Annotated in this window: 19 protein-coding genes; 8 read left to right on the top strand and 11 right to left on the bottom strand. The window is 66.3% G+C overall.

All coding sequences use genetic code 11. From position 1 onward, the window contains the following. Nucleotides 1-61 precede the first annotated feature (61 nt). From ACNH6H_RS12315 to ACNH6H_RS12285, 7 genes are all read right to left on the bottom strand, one after another. Complete coding sequence (locus ACNH6H_RS12315; protein WP_418318039.1) at nucleotides 62-928, bottom strand: restriction endonuclease; 867 nt, start codon at nucleotides 926-928, stop codon at nucleotides 62-64. A 92-nt stretch (nucleotides 929-1,020) separates the two neighbouring features. After that, the gene (locus ACNH6H_RS12310) at nucleotides 1,021-1,371 is read right to left on the bottom strand and encodes a nucleotide pyrophosphohydrolase (protein WP_418318037.1); all 351 of its coding nucleotides are present in this window, start codon (nucleotides 1,369-1,371) and stop codon (nucleotides 1,021-1,023) included. 153 nt (nucleotides 1,372-1,524) lie between these two features. Continuing rightward, nucleotides 1,525-2,145, bottom strand: coding sequence for a deoxynucleoside kinase (locus ACNH6H_RS12305; RefSeq protein ID WP_418318036.1), 621 nt, complete (start codon nucleotides 2,143-2,145; stop codon nucleotides 1,525-1,527). Between the two features lie 194 nt (nucleotides 2,146-2,339). Continuing rightward, complete coding sequence (locus tag ACNH6H_RS12300) at nucleotides 2,340-2,633, bottom strand: type II toxin-antitoxin system VapC family toxin (protein WP_418318035.1); 294 nt, start codon at nucleotides 2,631-2,633, stop codon at nucleotides 2,340-2,342. 103 nt (nucleotides 2,634-2,736) lie between these two features. Beyond that, entirely contained in the window at nucleotides 2,737-3,018 is a 282-nt protein-coding gene (locus tag ACNH6H_RS12295; RefSeq protein ID WP_418318033.1) for an antitoxin, read from the bottom strand. A 278-nt stretch (nucleotides 3,019-3,296) separates the two neighbouring features. Continuing rightward, on the bottom strand, nucleotides 3,297-4,580 hold the full coding sequence (locus ACNH6H_RS12290; protein WP_418318032.1) for a tetratricopeptide repeat protein: 1,284 nt from the start codon (nucleotides 4,578-4,580) through the stop codon (nucleotides 3,297-3,299). 81 nt (nucleotides 4,581-4,661) lie between these two features. Then, the gene (locus ACNH6H_RS12285; protein ID WP_418318030.1) at nucleotides 4,662-5,720 is read right to left on the bottom strand and encodes an AraC family transcriptional regulator; all 1,059 of its coding nucleotides are present in this window, start codon (nucleotides 5,718-5,720) and stop codon (nucleotides 4,662-4,664) included. 201 nt (nucleotides 5,721-5,921) lie between these two features. On the opposite strand from ACNH6H_RS12285, the gene ACNH6H_RS12280 reads away from it, so the two are divergent. The 4 genes from ACNH6H_RS12280 (at nucleotide 5,922) to ACNH6H_RS12265 (ending at nucleotide 8,794) form a co-directional block, all read left to right on the top strand. Continuing rightward, complete coding sequence (locus ACNH6H_RS12280) at nucleotides 5,922-6,764, top strand: methyltransferase domain-containing protein (protein WP_418318029.1); 843 nt, start codon at nucleotides 5,922-5,924, stop codon at nucleotides 6,762-6,764. Between the two features lie 29 nt (nucleotides 6,765-6,793). After that, a complete protein-coding gene (locus tag ACNH6H_RS12275) occupies nucleotides 6,794-8,008 on the top strand; it encodes a vanadium-dependent haloperoxidase (RefSeq protein ID WP_418318027.1) in 1,215 nt (404 codons plus the stop codon). A gap of 296 nt (nucleotides 8,009-8,304) precedes the next feature. Then, complete coding sequence (locus ACNH6H_RS12270) at nucleotides 8,305-8,607, top strand: nucleotidyltransferase family protein (RefSeq protein ID WP_418318026.1); 303 nt, start codon at nucleotides 8,305-8,307, stop codon at nucleotides 8,605-8,607. Next, nucleotides 8,594-8,794 (top strand): DUF86 domain-containing protein, encoded by a 201-nt coding sequence (locus ACNH6H_RS12265; protein ID WP_418318025.1) that lies wholly within the window; start codon nucleotides 8,594-8,596, stop codon nucleotides 8,792-8,794. The genes ACNH6H_RS12270 and ACNH6H_RS12265 overlap by 14 nt, the downstream gene beginning before the upstream one ends. Before the next feature lie 37 nt (nucleotides 8,795-8,831). Here ACNH6H_RS12265 and ACNH6H_RS12260 read toward each other — a convergent pair whose 3' ends face one another. Continuing rightward, entirely contained in the window at nucleotides 8,832-9,056 is a 225-nt protein-coding gene (locus tag ACNH6H_RS12260) for a hypothetical protein (protein ID WP_418318024.1), read from the bottom strand. 538 nt (nucleotides 9,057-9,594) lie between these two features. Between ACNH6H_RS12260 and ACNH6H_RS12255 the strand changes: the two genes are divergently transcribed. After that, nucleotides 9,595-10,632: an aminotransferase class V-fold PLP-dependent enzyme gene (locus ACNH6H_RS12255; RefSeq protein WP_418318023.1), complete on the top strand. Its 1,038-nt coding sequence runs from the start codon at nucleotides 9,595-9,597 to the stop codon at nucleotides 10,630-10,632. A 136-nt stretch (nucleotides 10,633-10,768) separates the two neighbouring features. Continuing rightward, nucleotides 10,769-11,371 carry a hypothetical protein gene (locus tag ACNH6H_RS12250; RefSeq protein WP_418318022.1) on the top strand — a complete coding sequence of 201 codons (603 nt, stop codon included), beginning with the start codon at nucleotides 10,769-10,771 and terminating at the stop codon, nucleotides 11,369-11,371. 162 nt (nucleotides 11,372-11,533) lie between these two features. Here ACNH6H_RS12250 and ACNH6H_RS12245 read toward each other — a convergent pair whose 3' ends face one another. Further along, nucleotides 11,534-12,040: a hypothetical protein gene (locus tag ACNH6H_RS12245; RefSeq protein ID WP_418318021.1), complete on the bottom strand. Its 507-nt coding sequence runs from the start codon at nucleotides 12,038-12,040 to the stop codon at nucleotides 11,534-11,536. 342 nt (nucleotides 12,041-12,382) lie between these two features. On the opposite strand from ACNH6H_RS12245, the gene ACNH6H_RS12240 reads away from it, so the two are divergent. Both ACNH6H_RS12240 and ACNH6H_RS12235 read left to right on the top strand, forming a co-directional pair. Next, nucleotides 12,383-13,147 (top strand): ABC transporter ATP-binding protein, encoded by a 765-nt coding sequence (locus ACNH6H_RS12240; RefSeq protein ID WP_418318020.1) that lies wholly within the window; start codon nucleotides 12,383-12,385, stop codon nucleotides 13,145-13,147. Beyond that, on the top strand, nucleotides 13,131-15,641 hold the full coding sequence (locus ACNH6H_RS12235; RefSeq protein WP_418318018.1) for an ABC transporter permease: 2,511 nt from the start codon (nucleotides 13,131-13,133) through the stop codon (nucleotides 15,639-15,641). The genes ACNH6H_RS12240 and ACNH6H_RS12235 overlap by 17 nt, the downstream gene beginning before the upstream one ends. A gap of 437 nt (nucleotides 15,642-16,078) precedes the next feature. Here the strand turns inward: ACNH6H_RS12235 and ACNH6H_RS12230 are convergent, their stop codons facing one another. Together ACNH6H_RS12230 and ACNH6H_RS12225 are read right to left on the bottom strand one after the other, a co-directional pair. Beyond that, on the bottom strand, nucleotides 16,079-16,318 hold the full coding sequence (locus ACNH6H_RS12230; RefSeq protein ID WP_418318017.1) for a hypothetical protein: 240 nt from the start codon (nucleotides 16,316-16,318) through the stop codon (nucleotides 16,079-16,081). Nucleotides 16,319-16,540: 222 nt separating this feature from the next. After that, nucleotides 16,541-17,770 carry a hypothetical protein gene (locus tag ACNH6H_RS12225; RefSeq protein WP_418318016.1) on the bottom strand — a complete coding sequence of 410 codons (1,230 nt, stop codon included), beginning with the start codon at nucleotides 17,768-17,770 and terminating at the stop codon, nucleotides 16,541-16,543. Nucleotides 17,771-17,926 lie beyond the last annotated feature (156 nt).

The following is a 17,926-nucleotide window of genomic DNA, read 5'->3' as shown; positions in this document are numbered from 1 at the left end:
GCTGCTTTGTGCTCACAATGCTTCTTCCGGTCTTTTGGAGAAGGGGTCTGTTATCTGGACATCAGATTGCCCTTGTCCCGCGGCAAACCGGGTAGTCCGAGCATCCCCAGAACATCTGCCCAGCCTTCGCGCCTCGCTTGGCGGTGCGCTGCAGCATCGGCTTCGTACAAATCGGGCAATCTGCAGAGGATGGTGTCGACGCCGCTACGCTGGTTGAAGAGGGTGCCGCATTGCCGCCCTGCGATTCCGTCTTTACCTGCTTGATCAGTGCCTCAAGCTTAGGTCCATCGATGAGTTTCACATTGCGTCCTTGAGCGAACGCGGTTGCTTCGTTGGTGAACCGACCGGAGGTGACGACGAAGCCGCCAGCGGCTCCTTTCGCTGCCATCACGCCGTATAGCTCTCGCACCACGTCGACGCCGACCTTGAACGCCCGCCACTGCTTGCACTGCACGAGAAAGATCTCGCTCTTGTTCTGGGCGGGGCGTGCGAGAACGAGGTCGATGCCGCCGTCAGGGCCTTGCCCGCCAGTCTCCATGACCTTGTATCCCTGCAGCCGAAAACCTTCGCCGACGAGCTTCTCGAATTCGCGCCACGTCATCCCGTCGAGCGCTTTTGCCGTGTCGTTCCCCGTGGCTGCAGACACGAGTTGCTGCCGTTCCCGCCTTCTCCACGCGGAAAGGCCTGCGCCTAGCATGCAGATGACTGGCAGAAGGTACTGCCCGGCTGTTGCGAGCCCAAGCCACATCATTCGGCCGTAGCTACCCGTCACCTCTGCCGGCGTGCTGCCTACGACAAGTGGCTGAGATGCGACCTGGTGCAATAAGACGTAGCTGATGAATGCCAGTGCCAGGCCTGCCCACCATGGAAGCAGCGCGATGAGGTCAATGAGATCCTCGCCGGGGCTCGTTCGTTTTCTTCTTGCCATGCCACACCAGTTGAAGACGTTGCGTGTGTCAGGCTTATCGGCGAGGCAGCCAGCTTTCGGTATCCCTTGATCAAGGGGGATTGCGGGGGTGCTCAAAGCTCGTCGTACTTTTTGCTATTCCCCCGCGCCCTCTCCACCGGATATTTCACCTCGTTCCGCTTCAACTTCGCCTGCGCCGCCTCAACCGGATCAACCCCCAGCGCGCTCGATAGCTGGATCAGATACAGCAACACATCCGCCACCTCGGCCGCCACTTCGTCGCGCTTGTCGGGTGGCAGCGTGCGGCTTTGCTCCTCGGTCAGCCACTGGAAGTGCTCGAGCAGTTCTCCGGCCTCGACCACGAGTGCGGAGGCGAGGTTCTTCGGCGAATGGAATTGCTGCCAGTCGCGGTCTTTGGCGAACTGGTCGAGTTGGCGGGCGAGGTCGCTGAGGGAATCTGGCATGGGTGGGCGGTTGTGGATGTGGCGGAGCTTGCGGAACGGGCCTCGGTCATTGTGGCGACTTCATGTGGTCCGACGGCGTTGCGCAGGGCAGCTGCTGCAACGGTGCGATCACGTCTGACAACTGCCGGCACGCTGCTCGGGCCGCCAGCTGGTTCAGGCAAGGCCCGCAGATTCCCGTCTTCTCGCGGTCCAGGTCCTGACGTATTTCAACGGGACGTCTTCGCCGACGGTCAGAACCCGCTCGGGGGGCAATGATCGGACAAGCGCCTCGAGTTGATCTGCGGCCCTAGGTGCTGCTTGTGCGCTGAAAGCACTTTCGGCGCTTCTCCCGCGTTTGACGAGGCGTGCAGCAATGACTTCGGCCGGTTGTTTCAGGTACAGGTAGCCCAGCGGCTGGCCGATGCGATCGCTGACGGCGCGATGCACTGTCTCGTATGCTGCGAATTCCTGGCCCAGCCGCATCGAAGCCCATAGCCGATCCGACAGCAGCGACCAGTCGCAGAACAGGCATTCGCTGCCGGTGACTGCAGCCCGGGCTACGAGATGGGCATGCTGCAGCAGGAAGGACAAATCGCATGGCAGATAGCCGAGCGCATTGATGGCCTGCTGATCGTTCCAGAAGATGTTCCGCTCGTAGTTCTCCGCGAGCACGAGGCGCTGGTTTTCGGCCAGCCGGTGGGCGAGTGTCGTTTTCCCTGCGCCGAAGACGCCGAGAATCTCGACCCGGTCCTTTCGCACACGCCTGAAGTTCGAGCTCGTCACCTGCGCCACCATGTTTGCTCCCGATTGTCCGGTGACGTCACCGTGGCCAATCTTCGCACCATCGTGGCTCGGCAGGCGAGGCGGCGAAGGGATCGAGAAGTGCGGCTTTCGAGACCATCAGCCTCGGCGACGCCATCGAGAACAGTGACGTCGATCTGCTGGTGACCCTCGCCCCTGGAACCAACGCCCTCGCCATCGGCGGCTTGTCAACCTTCAGCGGTCCAGTCAGCCAGCTGCAGCCCGCTGACCTGCGCGAACTCGCGCGTGTTGTGGGTGACCAGCAGTGCTTGCTGACTGATTGCGTGTGCGCCGATCATCGTGTCCAGCGCCCCGATAGGGGTGCCGCGGCGTTCCAGGTCAGCGCGCAGGGTGCCATAGGCCCAGAACGCGGCGTCGTCGAAGGGAAGCACGGCCAGCGGCGCAAGAAACATCTCCAGCACCTGCCGGTTGCGTGCCGAGCCGCTCTTGGCCACGCCATAAGCCAGTTCGGCCGCACCCACCTGCACAGGCCGATATCGCCGAGCCGGTGCTGCTGGAAACGCGCCAGCACCGCCGGCGGGCGGGCGTTGATGATGTAGATGCAGATGTTGGTGTCGAGCAGGATCATGGACGTCTTGACGCAGCGTCTGAAGGCTGCGCTGCGGCGTTGCCGACAGGCTCGATGTCCACGCGCTGCTGCACAGGCGGCTGTTCGCGCGTGAGCACGAACCCGGGCTCGAACGCGGCCAGGCCTGCTTCCATCGTTTGCCACGGATCTTCCACTGGCAACAGCAGCACGCCGTTGCCGAAGTGCTGTACCACCACCTCGGTGCCGGCGAAGCGGTATTCCTTGGGCAGCCGGACAGCCTGACTGCGGCCCGACTGAAAGAGACGTGCGGTGTCCATGCCGAAGATCCTTTCAATTGATGATCACCAATGATCGTCACCAATGGCTGCAGCGTCCAGCGTGGGGGAAATCCAAAAAAGCCGTCGCGCAGGGGCGGGTCGAATCGGGGCTGAAGCCCCTCCTACAAATTTTGCTCAGGGCACAGAGCCGAGCGCACGACCGGTGCACCTTGGTGTGGGAGGGGCTTCAGCCCCGATTCGGGGTTTTGGCAGGCAGAGGAATCGGGGCTGAAGCCCCTCCCACAAAAATTGCCGGCACCCGCCGCCGGCTCGATGAATCAATAGATCGGCAGGCGCTCGTTGCGCAGCGCATCGGCCAGTGCCTTTTGCCCATCGCGCTCGGCGGCGGCGATCAGCGTCAGGTCGATCAGGTCGCGTTGCGCGTGGCTGCCGCCGAAGCGGTTGGCGCGGTTGCGGATGGGGCGCAGCAGTGCGACGCAATCGGCGTGGCGGCCTTGTACGAAGGCGAGCACGGCCTTGGTGGCATCGGCGCCGACTTCGCGCAGGAAGATGGTTGCGTTGTCGTTGTTGTTGCCCGGCTGTTGCAGCGCCTGTTGCTGCGCGGCGAGCACCTGCTGCACCAGTGCGTCGCGGCCGGTGTTGGCGAAGGCCATCATCGCGTGCATGTCGTTGAAGGCGTAGTTGCCGGCATCGGCCCACGGCGCCCAGCGGTCGGCCAGTGCTTCCCATCGGTTGCCGATGTCGATGCCGCGCAGGTGCAGCCGCCACAACATTGCCGAGGCGTCGATCATGTCGAGCACGACCGGCGATTCGCCGCCGAGGATGCGCTCGTCGGTCAGCGCGAGCGTTTCGTCGATCTGATCCATCCCGAGGTGGAACAGGCCGAGGTGCCAGGCGTTGTGCACCGCGAAGAAGCTCTGATCGCTCCACGCACCGATGTCGCTGCGCAGCCAGGCTATGCCGTCGGCGCGGCGCTGCTGCATCTCCATCACATGCGTCACCGCATGCCAGCCCCAGCCGTCGCGGCGTTCGAGTTCCACCGCGCGGCGGCCGTAGCGTTCGGCGCGTGCGTAGTCGGCCGTTTCTTCGAGGCCGAAGGCCATCATGCCGAGCACCGCATGGCGGGCCGGCCGGCCTTCGTCCTGCCAGGCGGGCAGCGCGCGGGCAATGCGGTCGCGCAGCATGCGGGTGCTGCCGGTGAAGAAATCGATCTGGTGCCCGGCCTGCAGCGCCAGCGTGTCGTGTGGCCAGCGGATCGACAGATCCTCCAGCGTGCGGCCGGCGGCATGCCACTGGCCGTCGACCAACTGGCCGATCGCCTGCAGGTGCATCGCTTCGCGTTCATTGGCCGGCAGCGCACGGGCAGCTTGCAGCGCCTCGCGCGCGGCGGCGATGCCGGCCGGCTCGGTGCCGAGCAGGTTCAGCCAGCCGACGAGGGCGTGGGCGAGTGTCATCTGCGGTGCGAGTTCGATCGCGCGCTGTGCGCTTGCCAGCGGGTCGCCGATCAGGCAGCGCAGCTCGTGGTTCGCCTGCTCGAAGGGGTCGAGCGCTTGCGCGGTGGCGCCGCTCAGCGCGAGGCCTTGAACATCATGGAATGTCATGCTGGATCTCCGTATCGGTTGGTCGTCGTGTGACGGTGTCGTCACGCCGGGCTGATCTTTGCAAGCCGCGCGGGCGCGTGCTCACCCGAGCGTCGCGCCGGCTTGATCGCGCGTCCGCAATTCGGGCTGCGCGGCCGCTGCATCGCGTTGCTGCGCGCGCCGCCACGCGGCCGGCGGCAGGCCGACCAGGCGCTTGAAGGCGCGTGCAAAGGCGGCCTCCGATTCATAACCCGTCTCCTGCGCGATCGTCGCGACGGTGGCATGGCCGTCGCGCAGCGCCTTCGCGCCGACCTGCATGCGCCAGTTCGCGAGGTAGTGCATCGGCGGCTCGCCGATCAGCTCGACGAAACGTTCATGAAGTGCGGAACGCGACAGGCCGACCTCGCGGCCGAGCGACTCGACCGTCCACGGCTCGGCAACGCGTTCGTGCAGCAGCGCGATCGCGCGGCCGACATGGCGGTCGCGCAGCGCGGCGAGCCAGCCGGCGCCGTGGCCTTCGGGCAGCAGCTCGAGGTAGCGCCGCGCGGTGTCGACGAACACCATCTCGCTCAACCGCTCGAGCACCGCGGCACTGCCGTGGCGGCGGCCGCGTGATTCGGCCACCGCCTGCGTCAGCATCGGCGCCACCCACGCGCCGACCTCCTTCGCCGGCATGTGGATCAGCCGCGGCAGCGCGCCGATCAGCGGGTTGAACGGGCGCAGGTCGCAGCCGATGAAGCCGCACACCACCACCGCATCCGATTCGTCGGCCGGCATGTCGACGCCGGACAGGCAGATGCTGTTGCGGTAGCTGATCGGCACCGGCAGCGCCTCGCGATTCGGCGGCGCCTGATCCTCGATCTGCTGCGGCGCGCGCATGCCCGGCGCGCGCGACAGCACGTGGACGTCGCCGCGCGGAAACATCACGATGTCGCCGGCGCCGACGCGCACCGGTGGCTCGCCATCGATGGTGGCCCAGCCGTCGCCTTTCGCGATCAGGTGATAGGCGACGACGTTTTCTGCGCCGGGAATCACCGCCTGCGTGGTTTCGCTCGCCGAAGGTGATTCGGCAACCCAGTTGTCGCGGCAGGTCACATAGAAATACACGCCGCCGCGCAGGCGCACGCAGCGCAGCACATCGGACAGCGGATCGACATTCATCGCATGGGCCCGTGGGTGTGGCGGAGCCTCGATCAAGTGCGGCGGAGTCGCGGCATGGAGGGCTGCCGCGAACCGGACAGGCGAGCAAATCTGCCGGACGCCAGGGGAAGTGTCAAGCGGCCTCGCGCCAAAAAATGGCTTCGCCGTCGCAGCCGATTTGCGCGGTGGCGACGAGACCCTCAACCACCCCAAGGAAAGACCATGTCACAACAATCTGTACTGACCCGCGACGAGAACAAGACGCCCGATTTCGCCGCCATCAAGCAACGCCAGCGGGCGACCTGGGCAAGCGGCGATTTCGCGGTGATCGGCACCACGCTGCAGATCGTCGGCGAAACACTCGCCGAAGCTGTCGATGTCAATGCCGGCGAACGCGTGCTCGACGTTGCGGCCGGCAACGGCAATGCGACGCTGGCGGCGGCGCGCCGTTTCGCCGATGTCGTCTCGACCGACTATGTGCCGGCGCTGCTCGACAAGGGCCGTGCGCGGGCGCGTGCCGAAGGGCTCGCGGTGCGCTTCGAGGTGGCCGATGCCGAGGCGCTGCCGTATGCCGAAGCCAGCTTCGACGTCGTGTTGTCGACCTTCGGCGCGATGTTCACGCCCGACCATGCACGCACTGCGCGCGAGCTGCTGCGTGTGCTGCGCCCGGGCGGGCGCATCGGCCTCGCGAACTGGACACCCGAAGGTTTCATCGGGCGGCTGTTCAAGGTGATCGGCGCCCATGTGCCGGCGCCGGCCGGTGTGAAATCGCCGGCGCTGTGGGGCACCGAAACCCACATCGTCGAGCTGTTCGGCGCGCAGGCATCGAACATCCGCTGCCAGCGGCGCGTCTTCAACTTCCGCTACCGCTCGGCGGCGCATTGGGTGCAGGTCTTCCGCGATTTCTACGGACCGACGCACAAGGCCTTTGCCGCGCTCGACGAGACCGGCCGCACGGCGCTCGAACGCGACATCACCGAGCTGCTGCAGGCGATGAATACCGCCGGGGAGCGTGCGCTGGTGGTGCCGGGCGAATACCTCGAAGTGGTGATCGACAAGGCCTAGTGGCCCATCTTTTTCAACGGGAGAACATCATGTATCAGATTCCCAAACCATGGATTCCGATGGCGATCGCCGCATGGGCTGCGCTGCAGGCGGCGCATGCCGATGCCGACGTCGTGATCGACTGGAACCAGCGCGCAAGCGAGGTCATCAGCGAAGCAAAGATCGGCACGCCGGTCGCGATCCGCGTGATGGCGCTGGTGCAGACCGCGGTGCGCGATGCCGTCGATGCGACAGCCGGCGCGAAGGGCGGCGGCAAGGCAACAGTGGTTGATGCGGCGGTTGCGGCAGCGAGTGGGCGCACGCTCGGTACGCTGCTGCCGGCGCGCCAGGCGCAGATCGATGCGCTGGTCCAGAACGCGTTGTCGGCGATCGGCGACTCGGCCGCGCGCGACGCTGGCGTGGCCGCCGGAGAACGTGCCGCCACGGCACTGCTGGCACGGCGCGCGGCCGACGACCCGGCTGCCGCGGTGGCCTGGCGGCCGCACACCAGTGCCGGGGCTTATGTGCCGACCGCGATGCCGGCGATTCCGCAATGGTCGCTGCGCAAGCCGTGGCTGATGAACGATGCGGCGCAGTTCCGCCCCGGCGCTCCTCCGGCGCTCGACAGCACATTGTGGCTGCGCGAATACGAGGAGGTGCGGCTGCTCGGCAGCAAGACCAGCCGGCAGCGCACCGCCGAGCAGACCGCGGCTGCCGAGTTCTGGGCGTTTTCGCTGCCGTCGATCTACTACGGCGTCGTGCGCTCGGTGGCGGCGCAGCCGGGGCGCGACCTGCGGCGCAATGCGCGGCTCTACGCGGCCGCATCACAGGCGATGGACGACGCGATGATCAGCGCCTTCGAGGCCAAATACCACTACAACTTCTGGCGGCCGGTCACCGCGATCCGCAATGGCGACCTCGACGGCCACGCCGAGACGCAGCGCGATGCCGGCTGGGTCTCGCTGATCGAGGCGCCGTTGCATCCGGAGTACCCGAGCGGACACAGCATCCTCGCCGCGTCAGTGGCGGCGGTGCTGAAGGCCGATATCGGCGGCGGGCGCACACCGACGCTGTCGACATCGAGCCCGAGCGCGCAGGGCGCGGTGCGCCGCTGGGGCCGCGTCGACGACTTTGTGCAGGAGGTGTCGGACGCGCGCATCTGGGCCGGCATCCACTTCCGCGCCGCCACCCGTGCCGGCGAAGCGATGGGCCGCCGCATCGGCGAACTGGCGGCGCAGCGGCTGCTGGTGGAGGGGAGCCATTAGGCCCCGCGGCGGAGCAAGTTCGTTGGCTTCAGGGAAACTTGACTTTCTCCAGGGAAAACCAGTGTTGGCATCTGAGCTGGCCGGCGGCGATTTGTAAACGCCGCCGGTCGACTGCGGTTGCTGTGGGCGAGGGGCTTCAGGCGGAAGGGGCTCGATCAAGGTGAAGCCTGCGAGGCGGGCGCTCGCATTGCTGCGATGCAGACCCAGCAGGTAAAGTTCGGCTGTTGGTTCAGGCGACACCGGGATATCGTCTCGCAGCTTCGCCGAGACGTCTTGCAGCAAACGAGGAGCGTGCAGTGAAGCGCTTGCCGGTCGATCACGAGGAGTTGAGTCGCTTGTGCCAACGGCACGGCATCCGCCGGCTCTCGTTGTTCGGGTCGCAGCTGTCGGGAGCAGCAAGGGACGACAGCGACGTCGATCTATTGGTCGAGTTCCTGCCCAACTCGAAACCGTCGTATTTCGACCTCGCGGCGATCGAGGCCGAGCTGTCGCAGCTGCTTGGCGGCCGGAAGGTTGATCTGCGCACGCCGGCGGAGTTGAGCCGGTACTTCCGCGACAAGGTGATGCAGGAGGCGGAAGAGCAGTATGTCGCTGCCTGAAGCCGCATCGAAGGTGTCTGAGGAGACGCGGGCCGCTTTACCAACCATCGAATGGCCGGCCATCGGAATGCGGCACCGCCTTGTGCATGCCTATTTTGACGTCGACAGCGATGTTGTGTGGACTTCGGTCAACCACCGATTGCCAGGGCTGATGCAGCGCCTGGATGACGCGATTGGCGCTGGCTGAATTGCTCAGCCAGCGGCCCTGGAGCGCCGGTTGCTGCTCAGTCCTTCCGCACCGACTTGTGCAGGTCTTCCTTGACCTCATGGTCGGGTGCATCGAAGCCGCGCACCGCGCGGTCCGACGGCGGCTTGTTCTCGTCGCCGTGTGCGCCCTGATGCTGATTGCGCTGCATCGGCGCCGGGTTGCCGCGTGAGGCGTTGTGGTCGCGTGCGTCGACCTTCTGTGCAGATTCCTTGCCCGACAGCTTGTCCTGATCGTGGTTCATGGGGTGATCTCCCGTGTGATGGTGGTGCGTCGTTGAGGCCGCCGCGGAGGGGCCGGAGCAACCGGTCGCCCGGTCGGCGGAGTGGATGGCTTCACGCTACCCGCTGGGCGCGGATCGGCCAATCGACGAATCACGGGTCGGGGTGTCGGAGGTGTCCTACCCGTGGCACATCGCTTGCATTCACGAGCTGACCAGCGCTCAGGCTCTGCGCCGTTTTGATTCCGTCTCTCGCTGGGCGCGGATGGCGAGCAGCAGGGCGGTGTCCCGCTTGGCATTCTTTTGTGGGAGGGGCTTCAGCCCCGATCCGCGGTGCGGCGGAAAACGAAGTGCATGGAGAATGCAGATCGGCTCGACATTCAATCTCAGCTGCTGACCAGCGCCTCCAGATGGCAACTCCCACGAACGGAAATCCGGCTGCCAGCGCCCCGACGCTGCGCTCGCTGTTCCACCTCGACCCCGCGACCGTCTTCCTGAACCACGGCTCGTTCGGCGCCTGTCCGATCGAGGTGCTGGCGGTGCGGCGGCGCTGGAGGAGGAGATGGAGCGCAACCCGGTGCTGTTTCTCGGCCGGCGCAGCGCCGAGCTGTTGCGCGAATCGCGCGAGGCGCTCGGCCGCCTGGTCGGTGCACGCGCCGATGACCTGGTGTATGTGCCGAATGCGACGACCGGCGTCAACATCGTTGCCGCATCACTCGACCTGCAGCCGGTCGACGAGGTGCTGGTCAACGACCTCGAATATGGTGCCTGCCTGGCCACCTGGACGCGCATCTGCGAGCAGCGCGGCGCGACGCTGCGCAAGCTGCATGTGCCGCTGCCATTCGATGCCGACCGCTTTGCCGACGAGATGCTGGCAGCGATCGGCCCGCGCACGCGGCTGCTCTTCGTCAGCCACATCGCATCGACGACCGCGCTGCGGCTGCCGGTCGAGCGGCTGATCGCCGCGGCGCGTGCGCGTGGCGTGCTGACGCTGGTCGACGGTGCGCATGCGCCGGGGCAGATCGATCTCGATCTCGATGCGCTTGGCGCCGACTTCTATACCGGCAACTGCCACAAGTGGCTGTGCGGGCCGAAAAGCGCCGGCTTTCTGCATGCGCGCAGCGAACTGCAGCCGATGCTGCATGCGTCGGTCACCAGCTGGGGATACCTCGGCGGCGAAGGTGGCCATACCGGCTTCGAGGGCTATACGGGCAGCTCGCTGTTCGAACGCCGGCTGCAGTGGCAGGGCACGCGCGACATCAGCGCGTGTCTCGCGGTGCCGGCGGCGATCGACTGGCTGGCCGAGCACGACTGGCCGACGCATCGCATTCGATGCCACGAGCAGGCGGTCGCACTGATGCACCGCGTCTGCGCGGCCAACGGCCTGCAGCCGATCGCAGCCGATGACGATTTTGCGCAGATGGTCGCGATCCCGGTACCCCACAGAGATGCGCCGCGGCTGCGGCAGCGTCTGTACGACGAGCACCAGATCGAGGTGCCGGTGACGCAGCACGATGGCCAGGTGCTGGTGCGCGTTTCGGTGCAGGCCTACAACAGCGAGGCGGAGCTGGCGGCGCTGGAGGAGGCGCTGCGGCACTGAGGCACTGGATTTAGCCGCAGCGCCCGCTGTCAATCCCAAGGTTCCGGGTTAACGAACGCCGACGATCGCGCTAGGCTGGCCGCAGCGTGCAACAACGTCAGCTGCGCTGAGCAGCACACCTCACAGGGGAACGACCATGTCCCATGACACAGCAGTGATGGCGGGAGGAATCCGCTTCTACCTCTGCGGGCGAACCGCCTACCCATTGGGTCCGGTGGTCCACAAGTTTCAAACCGCGATGATTTCAGCCCGAACCAAGTTGGCCAGCGCGATCGCCGCGATATCGGGCAACCCTGTCAACCTCGACGCGAGGCAGCAGCTCGTGCTGGAGTACTGCTTCAATCCCAACGCTGCCCAGCTCCAGGCAACGTATGTCGAGATCAGAAGGGTCTTGAGTGCGACATTGACCGGCCTGCGCACAGCCGATCTCAAGTTGCATGAACCTGATCCGGCGGTGATTCCTGCTGGTGGAGCGGAGGGATATGTGGTGGGGCTGGGACGGTTCCGGGGGGCCATCCACACGCGATTCGACCTCAACGCCGCTCGTACGTTGAACAACGTGATCCACGAAGCCACGCACAAGTTTGCTCGCACCGTTGACCGTGGCTATCTGGCCAACAACATCGACTTGTTCCTGACGCTGCGGCAGCAGGGTATTCCGGGCAACGCGCCGATAACCAACGCCAACGGGCTGCTCAACGCCGACAGCTATTCCGCATTCACCACAAACCTGACTTGAGCTATGCGCGACCCGGCGATGCGCCTGGGCCGCGGCTGGTGGTGGTTGGCGCCGGAGATGCGGGCAGCACGGCGGCGTAGGGCGCGAAACGGCTTGCACCCATCCGGCACTGCAAGAAAAAGGACAGGCAAGCCTGTCCTTTGTTCACGTTGACGCGAGTGCTTATTTCTTCACTGCCGTCGACGCCTTCACGTCGGCGGCGGCTTCGGCCGTCACGGCGGCGGTCTTGCTGGCCGCAGCTGCCTTGTCCGCGGTCGATTCGACCATCGTCTTGGCGACCTTTTCCTGGGCGTCGATCATCTTCTTCTCGGCCTTGTGTTCGGCCTTTGCGGCGGTCTTGTCGGCCTTCGCCTGGGCCTTGACCTTGTCCTCCGGCGCGGCTTCAGCGGCCTTCGCGTCGGCCTTTTCGGTCGTCTTGCTGGCCTTCGTGACGGCCTTGTCGATCGTCTTGTCGGCCTTCTCGATCGCCGTTTCGACCTTCGCATCGGCCTTTGCATCGACCTTGGCTTCGGCCTTCTCGGCCTTCAGCACCTTCTGCTCGGCCTTGACTTCAGCCTTGGTGCTCACGGCAGCAGATGCGGTGGCCGCAACCGGCAGCGGGGTGACGGTCTGCGCGAAGGCGGCGCCAGTCAGCAATGCGGGGATCAGTGCGAGTGCAAATTTGTTCATCATGGTCCTTGTTGGTTTTGATGCAACCGCCCGATGCGGGTGGTGTCAGCGTCTAACGCGATGATGCCTGCGCAGATGACCCGCTCCGGTGTATCGGATGCAACGCAATGTGTTTGTTGCGGGAGCGCGGATCGGGGTTCACAGAAGAGGCCGCTCCGATGCCACACGCCCTGTAGGAGCGGCTTCAGCCGCGATTTGCATGGCACCAGCCCGAATCGGGGCTGAAGCCCCTCCCACAAAATAGCCCATCCACCGAATTGCCCATCAAGACTCTGCCGCTGCACCGCGCCCGGCAAAGCCCCGCCGAAACACGGAATGGCCGGCGCCCGGCACACTCGGGTGATGACTGCACGATCGACGCCATCCGTGCTGCGGCCTTCGGCACCGCCGCCCTCCATCATCGAGCTGCAGCAGCTGAGCCTGCATTACGAACTCGAAGCGTCTCGCATCGAGGTGCTGCGTGGTGTCGACCTGCAGATTGCTGCCGGCCAGAGCGTCGCGGTGGCCGGGCATTCGGGGTCGGGCAAGAGTTCGTTGCTGCTGCTGCTGGCAGGGCTGGAGCGGCCGACGGCCGGTCGCGTCATCGTTGCCGGCACCGACCTCGCGACGCTGGACCGCGATGCGCTGGCCGACCTGCGGCGCGACGATATCGGCATCGTGTTTCAGTCGTTCCACCTGCTGCCGAGCCTCAGTGCGCTCGACAACGTTGCGCTGCCGTTGCAGATCGCCGGTGCGGCCGACGCATTGCCGCGCGCACGTGCGCTGCTGCAGCGCGTCGGCCTGGGCGAGCGGCTCGGCCACTATCCGAGCCAGCTCTCCGGCGGCGAGCAGCAGCGGGTCGCGATTGCGCGTGCGCTGGTGCATGGTCCGCGGCTGCTGCTGGCCGACGAGCCGACCGGCAACCTCGACGACCACACCGGTGCGATGGTGCGCGACCTGTTGTTCGAGCTGCACCGCGACAGCGGCGCGACGCTGGTGCTGGTAACACACGACCTCGAATTTGCCGCGCGCTGCGACCGCGTGCTGCAGCTGCACGACGGCTGCCTGCATGAAGCGGTGGCGGACCGATCGGCCACGCAGGACCAGCCCGATGCGGTTTCTGCTTGATCTCGCGTGGCGCGACCTGCGCGCCGGTGGCCGGCCGCTGTGGGTATTTGCGGCCTGCCTGATGCTCGGCGTGGCGCTGATCGCTGCCGGCGGCGGGCTGTACCGGCAGGTCTCGGCATCGATGCAGGCCGATCTGCGCACGCTGTTCGGTGGCGATCTGGAAGTCGAGCACCGCGCGCCGCTCGCGCCTGACGTACTCGACTGGATGGCGCAACGCGGCGAGGTGTCGCGGCTGGTCGAGCTGCGCACGATGCTGCGCCGACAGGACGGCCGCGCGATGCTCGTTGAACTGCAGAGCGCCGATGCGCGATATCCGCTGTACGGCAAGCTCGAACTGCAGCCCGCCGGCCCGCTGAGCGAGACGCTGGCACAACGCAACGGCTCGTGGGGCATCGCGCTCGATGCGGTGCTGGCGCGGCGGCTCGAACTGGCGCCTGGCGATCGTGTCGAGGTCGGCGATGCCGAACTCGAGGTGCGCGCGCTGGTGCTCGAGCAACCCGATCGCGGGCTGCGCGCCGAGTGGCGCGGCGGGCCGGTGCTGGTATCGGATGGCGGCCTCGCCGCGACCGGCCTGGTGCAACCGCTGAGCCGGGTCGAATACCAGTACCGGGTGCGCACCGACGAAGCGCCGGCCGCATGGCGCAGCGCCTTCTTCGACGCCTTTCCGGAGCTGCGCGCCGAGGTGCGCACCGTCGACGACCGCAGCGACCGCGTCGCCGAGGTGCTTGGCCAGATCGGCTCGGGCTTGTTGCTGGTCGGCTTTTCGGCACTGTTCATCGGCGGGCTCGGCGTCTTCAACAGCGTGCGCGCCTACCTCGACGGCAAGCTCGGCACGCTGGCGACGCTGCGTGCACTCGGCCTGCGCGAAGGCCGGCTTGCCGCGCTGGTGCTGCTGCAGGTGCTGATGCTTGCTGCTGCGGCAAGCACGCTCGGTGCGCTGGTCGGCGGCGCGCTGGCGCTGGCGGGGCTGCAGATCGCCGCGGCGCAGGTGCCGCTGGCCGCGCCGTTGTCGGAACTGCTGCTGCCGCTGCTGGTTGCGGTCGGGTTCGGTGTACTGACCGCTGCGGCCTTTGCATTGCCGGCGCTCGGCCGCGCGCTCAGCGTCAGCCCGGCGGCGCTGTTTCGCGGCATCGACGGCGGCGCATTGCGTACGCCGCGTGCGGCCTGGCTGCTGACGGCCGGCGTCGGCCTGCTGGTGCTTGCCGCGCTGGTTTTTGCGTTGCCTGATCCGCGTTTCGGGCTCGCGTTCTTCGCCGCGGTGGCGCTGCTGCTTGCGCTGCTCGAAGGTGTGCTGCGCGGGCTGCGCGTGCTCGCGAGACGTCTGCTGAACAGCCCGGGCCGGCGGCTCGGCTTCGAGGCGCGGGTGGCGTTGTCGTCGCTGCAACGGCCCGGCTCGCCGCTGCGTGCGGCGCTGCTCTCGCTCGGCTCGGCATTGACGCTGCTGGTGGCCTGCACGCTGGTGGTCAGCGCATTGTTGCGGGCGATCGACGAGACGGTGCCGCGCGAGGCGCCGGGGCTGGTGTTCTACGACGTGCAGAGCAGCCAGGTGCCGCTGCTGCGCGAGGTGATGGGCGCTGCGCCGAGTCTGCAGCGCGTCGAGACGGCGCCGCTGGTGCTCGGGCGGCTGGCCGCGGTGAACGGCGAGGTGCTGGCCGACAGCAGCGTCGAAGGCCGCCGTGCCGAGGCGCGCGACGAGCAGAAGCTGAGCCATCGCAGCGGCAACATCGACGATGTCGTCGTCACGCGCGGCGCGTGGTGGCCGGCCGGTGACAGCAGCCGGCCGCGGGTTGCGATGGAAGACCGCGAGGCCGACCAGATGGGGCTGCAGGTCGGGGATATCTTGCGCTTCGAGATCATGGGGCAGACCGTGGAGGCCGAGCTGGCGGCCATTTATGCACAGCGCCGGATGCAGGCGCGGCTGTGGCTGGAGGCGATCTTCAGCGACGGTGTGCTCGACCCCTTCATCACCCGCGAAGTCGGCGCCGCGTGGCTGTCGGCCGACGATGCGATCGCTGCGCAGGACCGGCTGGCAGCCGTTGCGCCGAACATCGTCAGCGTGCGCACGCAGGCGCTGCTCGACACGACGCGCGGCCTGATGGGGCGCGCCGGCGCCGGGCTCGCGGTGATTGCCTTCGCCTGCCTCGCTGCCAGCCTGCTGGTGCTGGCCAGCGTCGTTGCTGCGAGCCGCGCCCGCCAGGTCTACGAGGCCAGCGTGATGTATGCGCTCGGCGCCCGCATCGGCAGCCTGCGGCGCGTGTTGCGCTGGGAGTACGGGTTGCTGGCGGTGGTGACGGCGCTGTTTGCGATGCTGCTCGGCAGCCTGCTGGCGGCGGTGCTGCTGCAATGGCGGCTGCAACTCGACCCGAGCGGCCTGTACTGGACCGGCGCCGTCACCGCGCTCGGCGTCAGCGTGCTGAGCCTCGGCGCCGGTGCGCAGGTGTTGTTGTCGAGGCTGAAGGTCTCGCCGGCGGCATTGCTGCGGGCGGGCGGGTGAGGAGTGTTCAGCTGATCCACACTTGCAGGAGCGGCTTCAGCCGCGATTCTTTGAATGGCACGACCCCGGAATCGGGGCTGAAGCCCCTCCCACAAAATCGGATCGATTTCTGCACGTCCGTGGGAGCGGCTTCAGCCACGATTTCGTCGCATGGCAACCGCCAAAATCGGGGCTGAAGCCCCTCCTACAAAGACAGGCTACAGCATCGCAATAAGCGGCATCGGACGCATGCCCGTGGGAGCGGCTTCAGCCACGATTTCGTCGCATGCCACCAGCCCAATCGGGGCTGAAGCCCCTCCTACAAAGACAGGCTACAGCATCGCAATAAGCGGCATCGGACGCATGTCCGTGGGAGCGGCTTCAGCCGCGATTTCGTCGCATGTCACCAGCCCAATCGGGGCTGAAGCCCCTCCTACAAGAGGAAGGGCAAAACGCGGCTACAACGACGATGCGAGGGACTGGATCCTTGCCCGCAAGGCCGCCTCGGGCACGTGCACACCGAGCTTTCGGATGCGGTCGCGCAGCCGATCGTGATCGTCGAGCAAATTCGCGCAGGCCTTTTGCAGATCGATCAGCACGCTCGGGCCGTAGGCACGCCTGGCCTTGGTCATACCGGCCGGGTCCAGGCGGCCGTCGTCATCGGTGAGCACCGCGTGATCGATCAGGTCGCGGCTCATCACGCCGGCGTCTGCCCAGCGATCCGAGTTGGCCATCAGCTTGGTGGCGACAAGGTCCTGCAAGCTCATTCGCCAGACGCCACAGATCTTGTCCTCGGCCAGCGGGTCGGCCAGTCAGGCTTCGCGCGGATAGCGGCTGTGCCGCGTTGCCGCGCTGCATTCACGTTCGACCCGCTTTTGAACCGATTCCTGGGTGTGTTCGTCCAGGCCCCCGAACGATCATCAGGACAAGGCCTTCATCGCCTTGTCCGCCCGCTGCCAGGCCTTGCGGTATTCCTCGATCGCTTTCACATAATCGATGTTCGCAAGGGCAGCGGTGGCATCGGTCATCTCCTTCGCGGCCTTTTCGATCTCGCCCGCCGCCTTCCTGCATGCCTTGCTCAAGGTACTGGGGCACGCTGAGAGGTCGTATGCGCGCTGCGCATCGGCGATCGCGGTTGCTGCGAGCCTTGAATCGATGCGCACCAGTTCAAGGATGATCGCGGACAGATCGCTGCCGCGGACCTTCAGCAGGTCATCGACCGCCTTCGCCTCGTCGGAGAACACCTTCTTGCCAAGCTTCGCGGCGAGGGAATCGTGATCGATCCAGCGGTCTTTGCCCAGGCTCTTGTCGAGGTGGGCGATGGCCTTGTCGATCCGCTTGTCGTCATGCGGGCTGCTGGTCGGCAACAGCGCAGCGAGGTTGTGGCGGACTTTCAACTTGAGCGCGTACAGGTTGTTGGCCGCGCGAACGATGTTGTCGATCAACAAGAAGTCCATGCTGCGCAGACGCAGCTGTCCGTCACGATGGCCACCGATGGGCGTACCGATCACATCAGCCGCATCGCTGCGCGTCCAGCTCTTCAGAATGGCGCCTGATGGGCCGATCACGCTCATCACCACTTCGAGGACACCGCCACCTCCGTCGCGAAAGTGGTGCAGCAAGGTGTACCAGCCGACTCTCTCGACTGTCAGCCGGTCAGCCTCAGGCGCTTTCTTGGGGCTGATCGCCCAACCGCTTGCGATTTTTTCTACGGTAATGGGAAATTCGCTTCGCAAGTTGCCATCGGGATCGTTGACATTCGAGGACCAATCGAATTGCCAATCGAATGGCGACGGATGGCTGGCAAGATAGACGTCGATCGAGGTCGTATAGCCCCCCTCTGGAAAGCTCGAACTGGAGCCGCCATACTGGGTCGAGCTTTCAGGCCCTGCTGCTGCATGCCACCTGCCAGCCGCGGAGGGAATCCCATCGGTGCCGGTTGCCTTGCGTGTGCCGCAGCTGTACCGGATCGGCGATGACGTGCCGACGCAGAACGGGCCGTCGATATCGGCGGGATCCTCGAAACCGTTGAAAAACGTGTCGGGTGGCGGCGCTGCGCTTGCAGGGGCTGCGCTTGCCGGCGCATGAAGAAAAGCCGCCCCGATGACCAGACTCGCAGCCCATCGCGCTGCACGCGGAAATGCGCTCATGACCCCCTCCTGCATTGTTGGTGAACAATGGGCTGGGCCGTGGCCATCAGGACTTCAGCAGATGGCCGACCAGCCACGATACTGCATGGGTCCCGGCGATGCGAGTGCATGCGCAGCGTCGAGGTCTGGTTTCTACCTCGGTCTGCCCGCTGCAAC

Origin of the sequence: Pseudideonella sakaiensis, assembly GCF_048320135.1 — a bacterium.
In the GTDB taxonomy this organism is placed as follows: domain Bacteria; phylum Pseudomonadota; class Gammaproteobacteria; order Burkholderiales; family Burkholderiaceae_C; genus Ideonella_A; species Ideonella_A sakaiensis_A.
This window is presented reverse-complemented; position numbering and strand designations above follow the sequence as displayed.

Bases quoted from the DNA above. Each gene is read 5' to 3' on its own strand.
- ACNH6H_RS12230 (WP_418318017.1), bottom strand. From the start codon at position 16,318: ATGAGCCGCGACCTGATCGATCACGCGGTGCTCACCGATGACGACGGC.
- ACNH6H_RS12310 (WP_418318037.1), bottom strand. From the start codon at position 1,371: ATGCCAGATTCCCTCAGCGACCTCGCCCGCCAACTCGACCAGTTCGCC.
- ACNH6H_RS12295 (WP_418318033.1), bottom strand. From the start codon at position 3,018: ATGGACACCGCACGTCTCTTTCAGTCGGGCCGCAGTCAGGCTGTCCGG.
- ACNH6H_RS12280 (WP_418318029.1), top strand. From the start codon at position 5,922: ATGTCACAACAATCTGTACTGACCCGCGACGAGAACAAGACGCCCGAT.
- ACNH6H_RS12305 (WP_418318036.1), bottom strand. From the start codon at position 2,145: ATGGTGGCGCAGGTGACGAGCTCGAACTTCAGGCGTGTGCGAAAGGAC.
- ACNH6H_RS12275 (WP_418318027.1), top strand. From the start codon at position 6,794: ATGTATCAGATTCCCAAACCATGGATTCCGATGGCGATCGCCGCATGG.
- ACNH6H_RS12245 (WP_418318021.1), bottom strand. From the start codon at position 12,040: ATGAACAAATTTGCACTCGCACTGATCCCCGCATTGCTGACTGGCGCC.
- ACNH6H_RS12250 (WP_418318022.1), top strand. From the start codon at position 10,769: ATGTCCCATGACACAGCAGTGATGGCGGGAGGAATCCGCTTCTACCTC.
- ACNH6H_RS12225 (WP_418318016.1), bottom strand. From the start codon at position 17,770: ATGAGCGCATTTCCGCGTGCAGCGCGATGGGCTGCGAGTCTGGTCATC.
- ACNH6H_RS12260 (WP_418318024.1), bottom strand. From the start codon at position 9,056: ATGAACCACGATCAGGACAAGCTGTCGGGCAAGGAATCTGCACAGAAG.
- ACNH6H_RS12290 (WP_418318032.1), bottom strand. From the start codon at position 4,580: ATGACATTCCATGATGTTCAAGGCCTCGCGCTGAGCGGCGCCACCGCG.
- ACNH6H_RS12240 (WP_418318020.1), top strand. From the start codon at position 12,383: ATGACTGCACGATCGACGCCATCCGTGCTGCGGCCTTCGGCACCGCCG.
- ACNH6H_RS12235 (WP_418318018.1), top strand. From the start codon at position 13,131: ATGCGGTTTCTGCTTGATCTCGCGTGGCGCGACCTGCGCGCCGGTGGC.
- ACNH6H_RS12285 (WP_418318030.1), bottom strand. From the start codon at position 5,720: ATGAATGTCGATCCGCTGTCCGATGTGCTGCGCTGCGTGCGCCTGCGC.
- ACNH6H_RS12265 (WP_418318025.1), top strand. From the start codon at position 8,594: ATGTCGCTGCCTGAAGCCGCATCGAAGGTGTCTGAGGAGACGCGGGCC.
- ACNH6H_RS12255 (WP_418318023.1), top strand. From the start codon at position 9,595: ATGGAGCGCAACCCGGTGCTGTTTCTCGGCCGGCGCAGCGCCGAGCTG.
- ACNH6H_RS12315 (WP_418318039.1), bottom strand. From the start codon at position 928: ATGGCAAGAAGAAAACGAACGAGCCCCGGCGAGGATCTCATTGACCTC.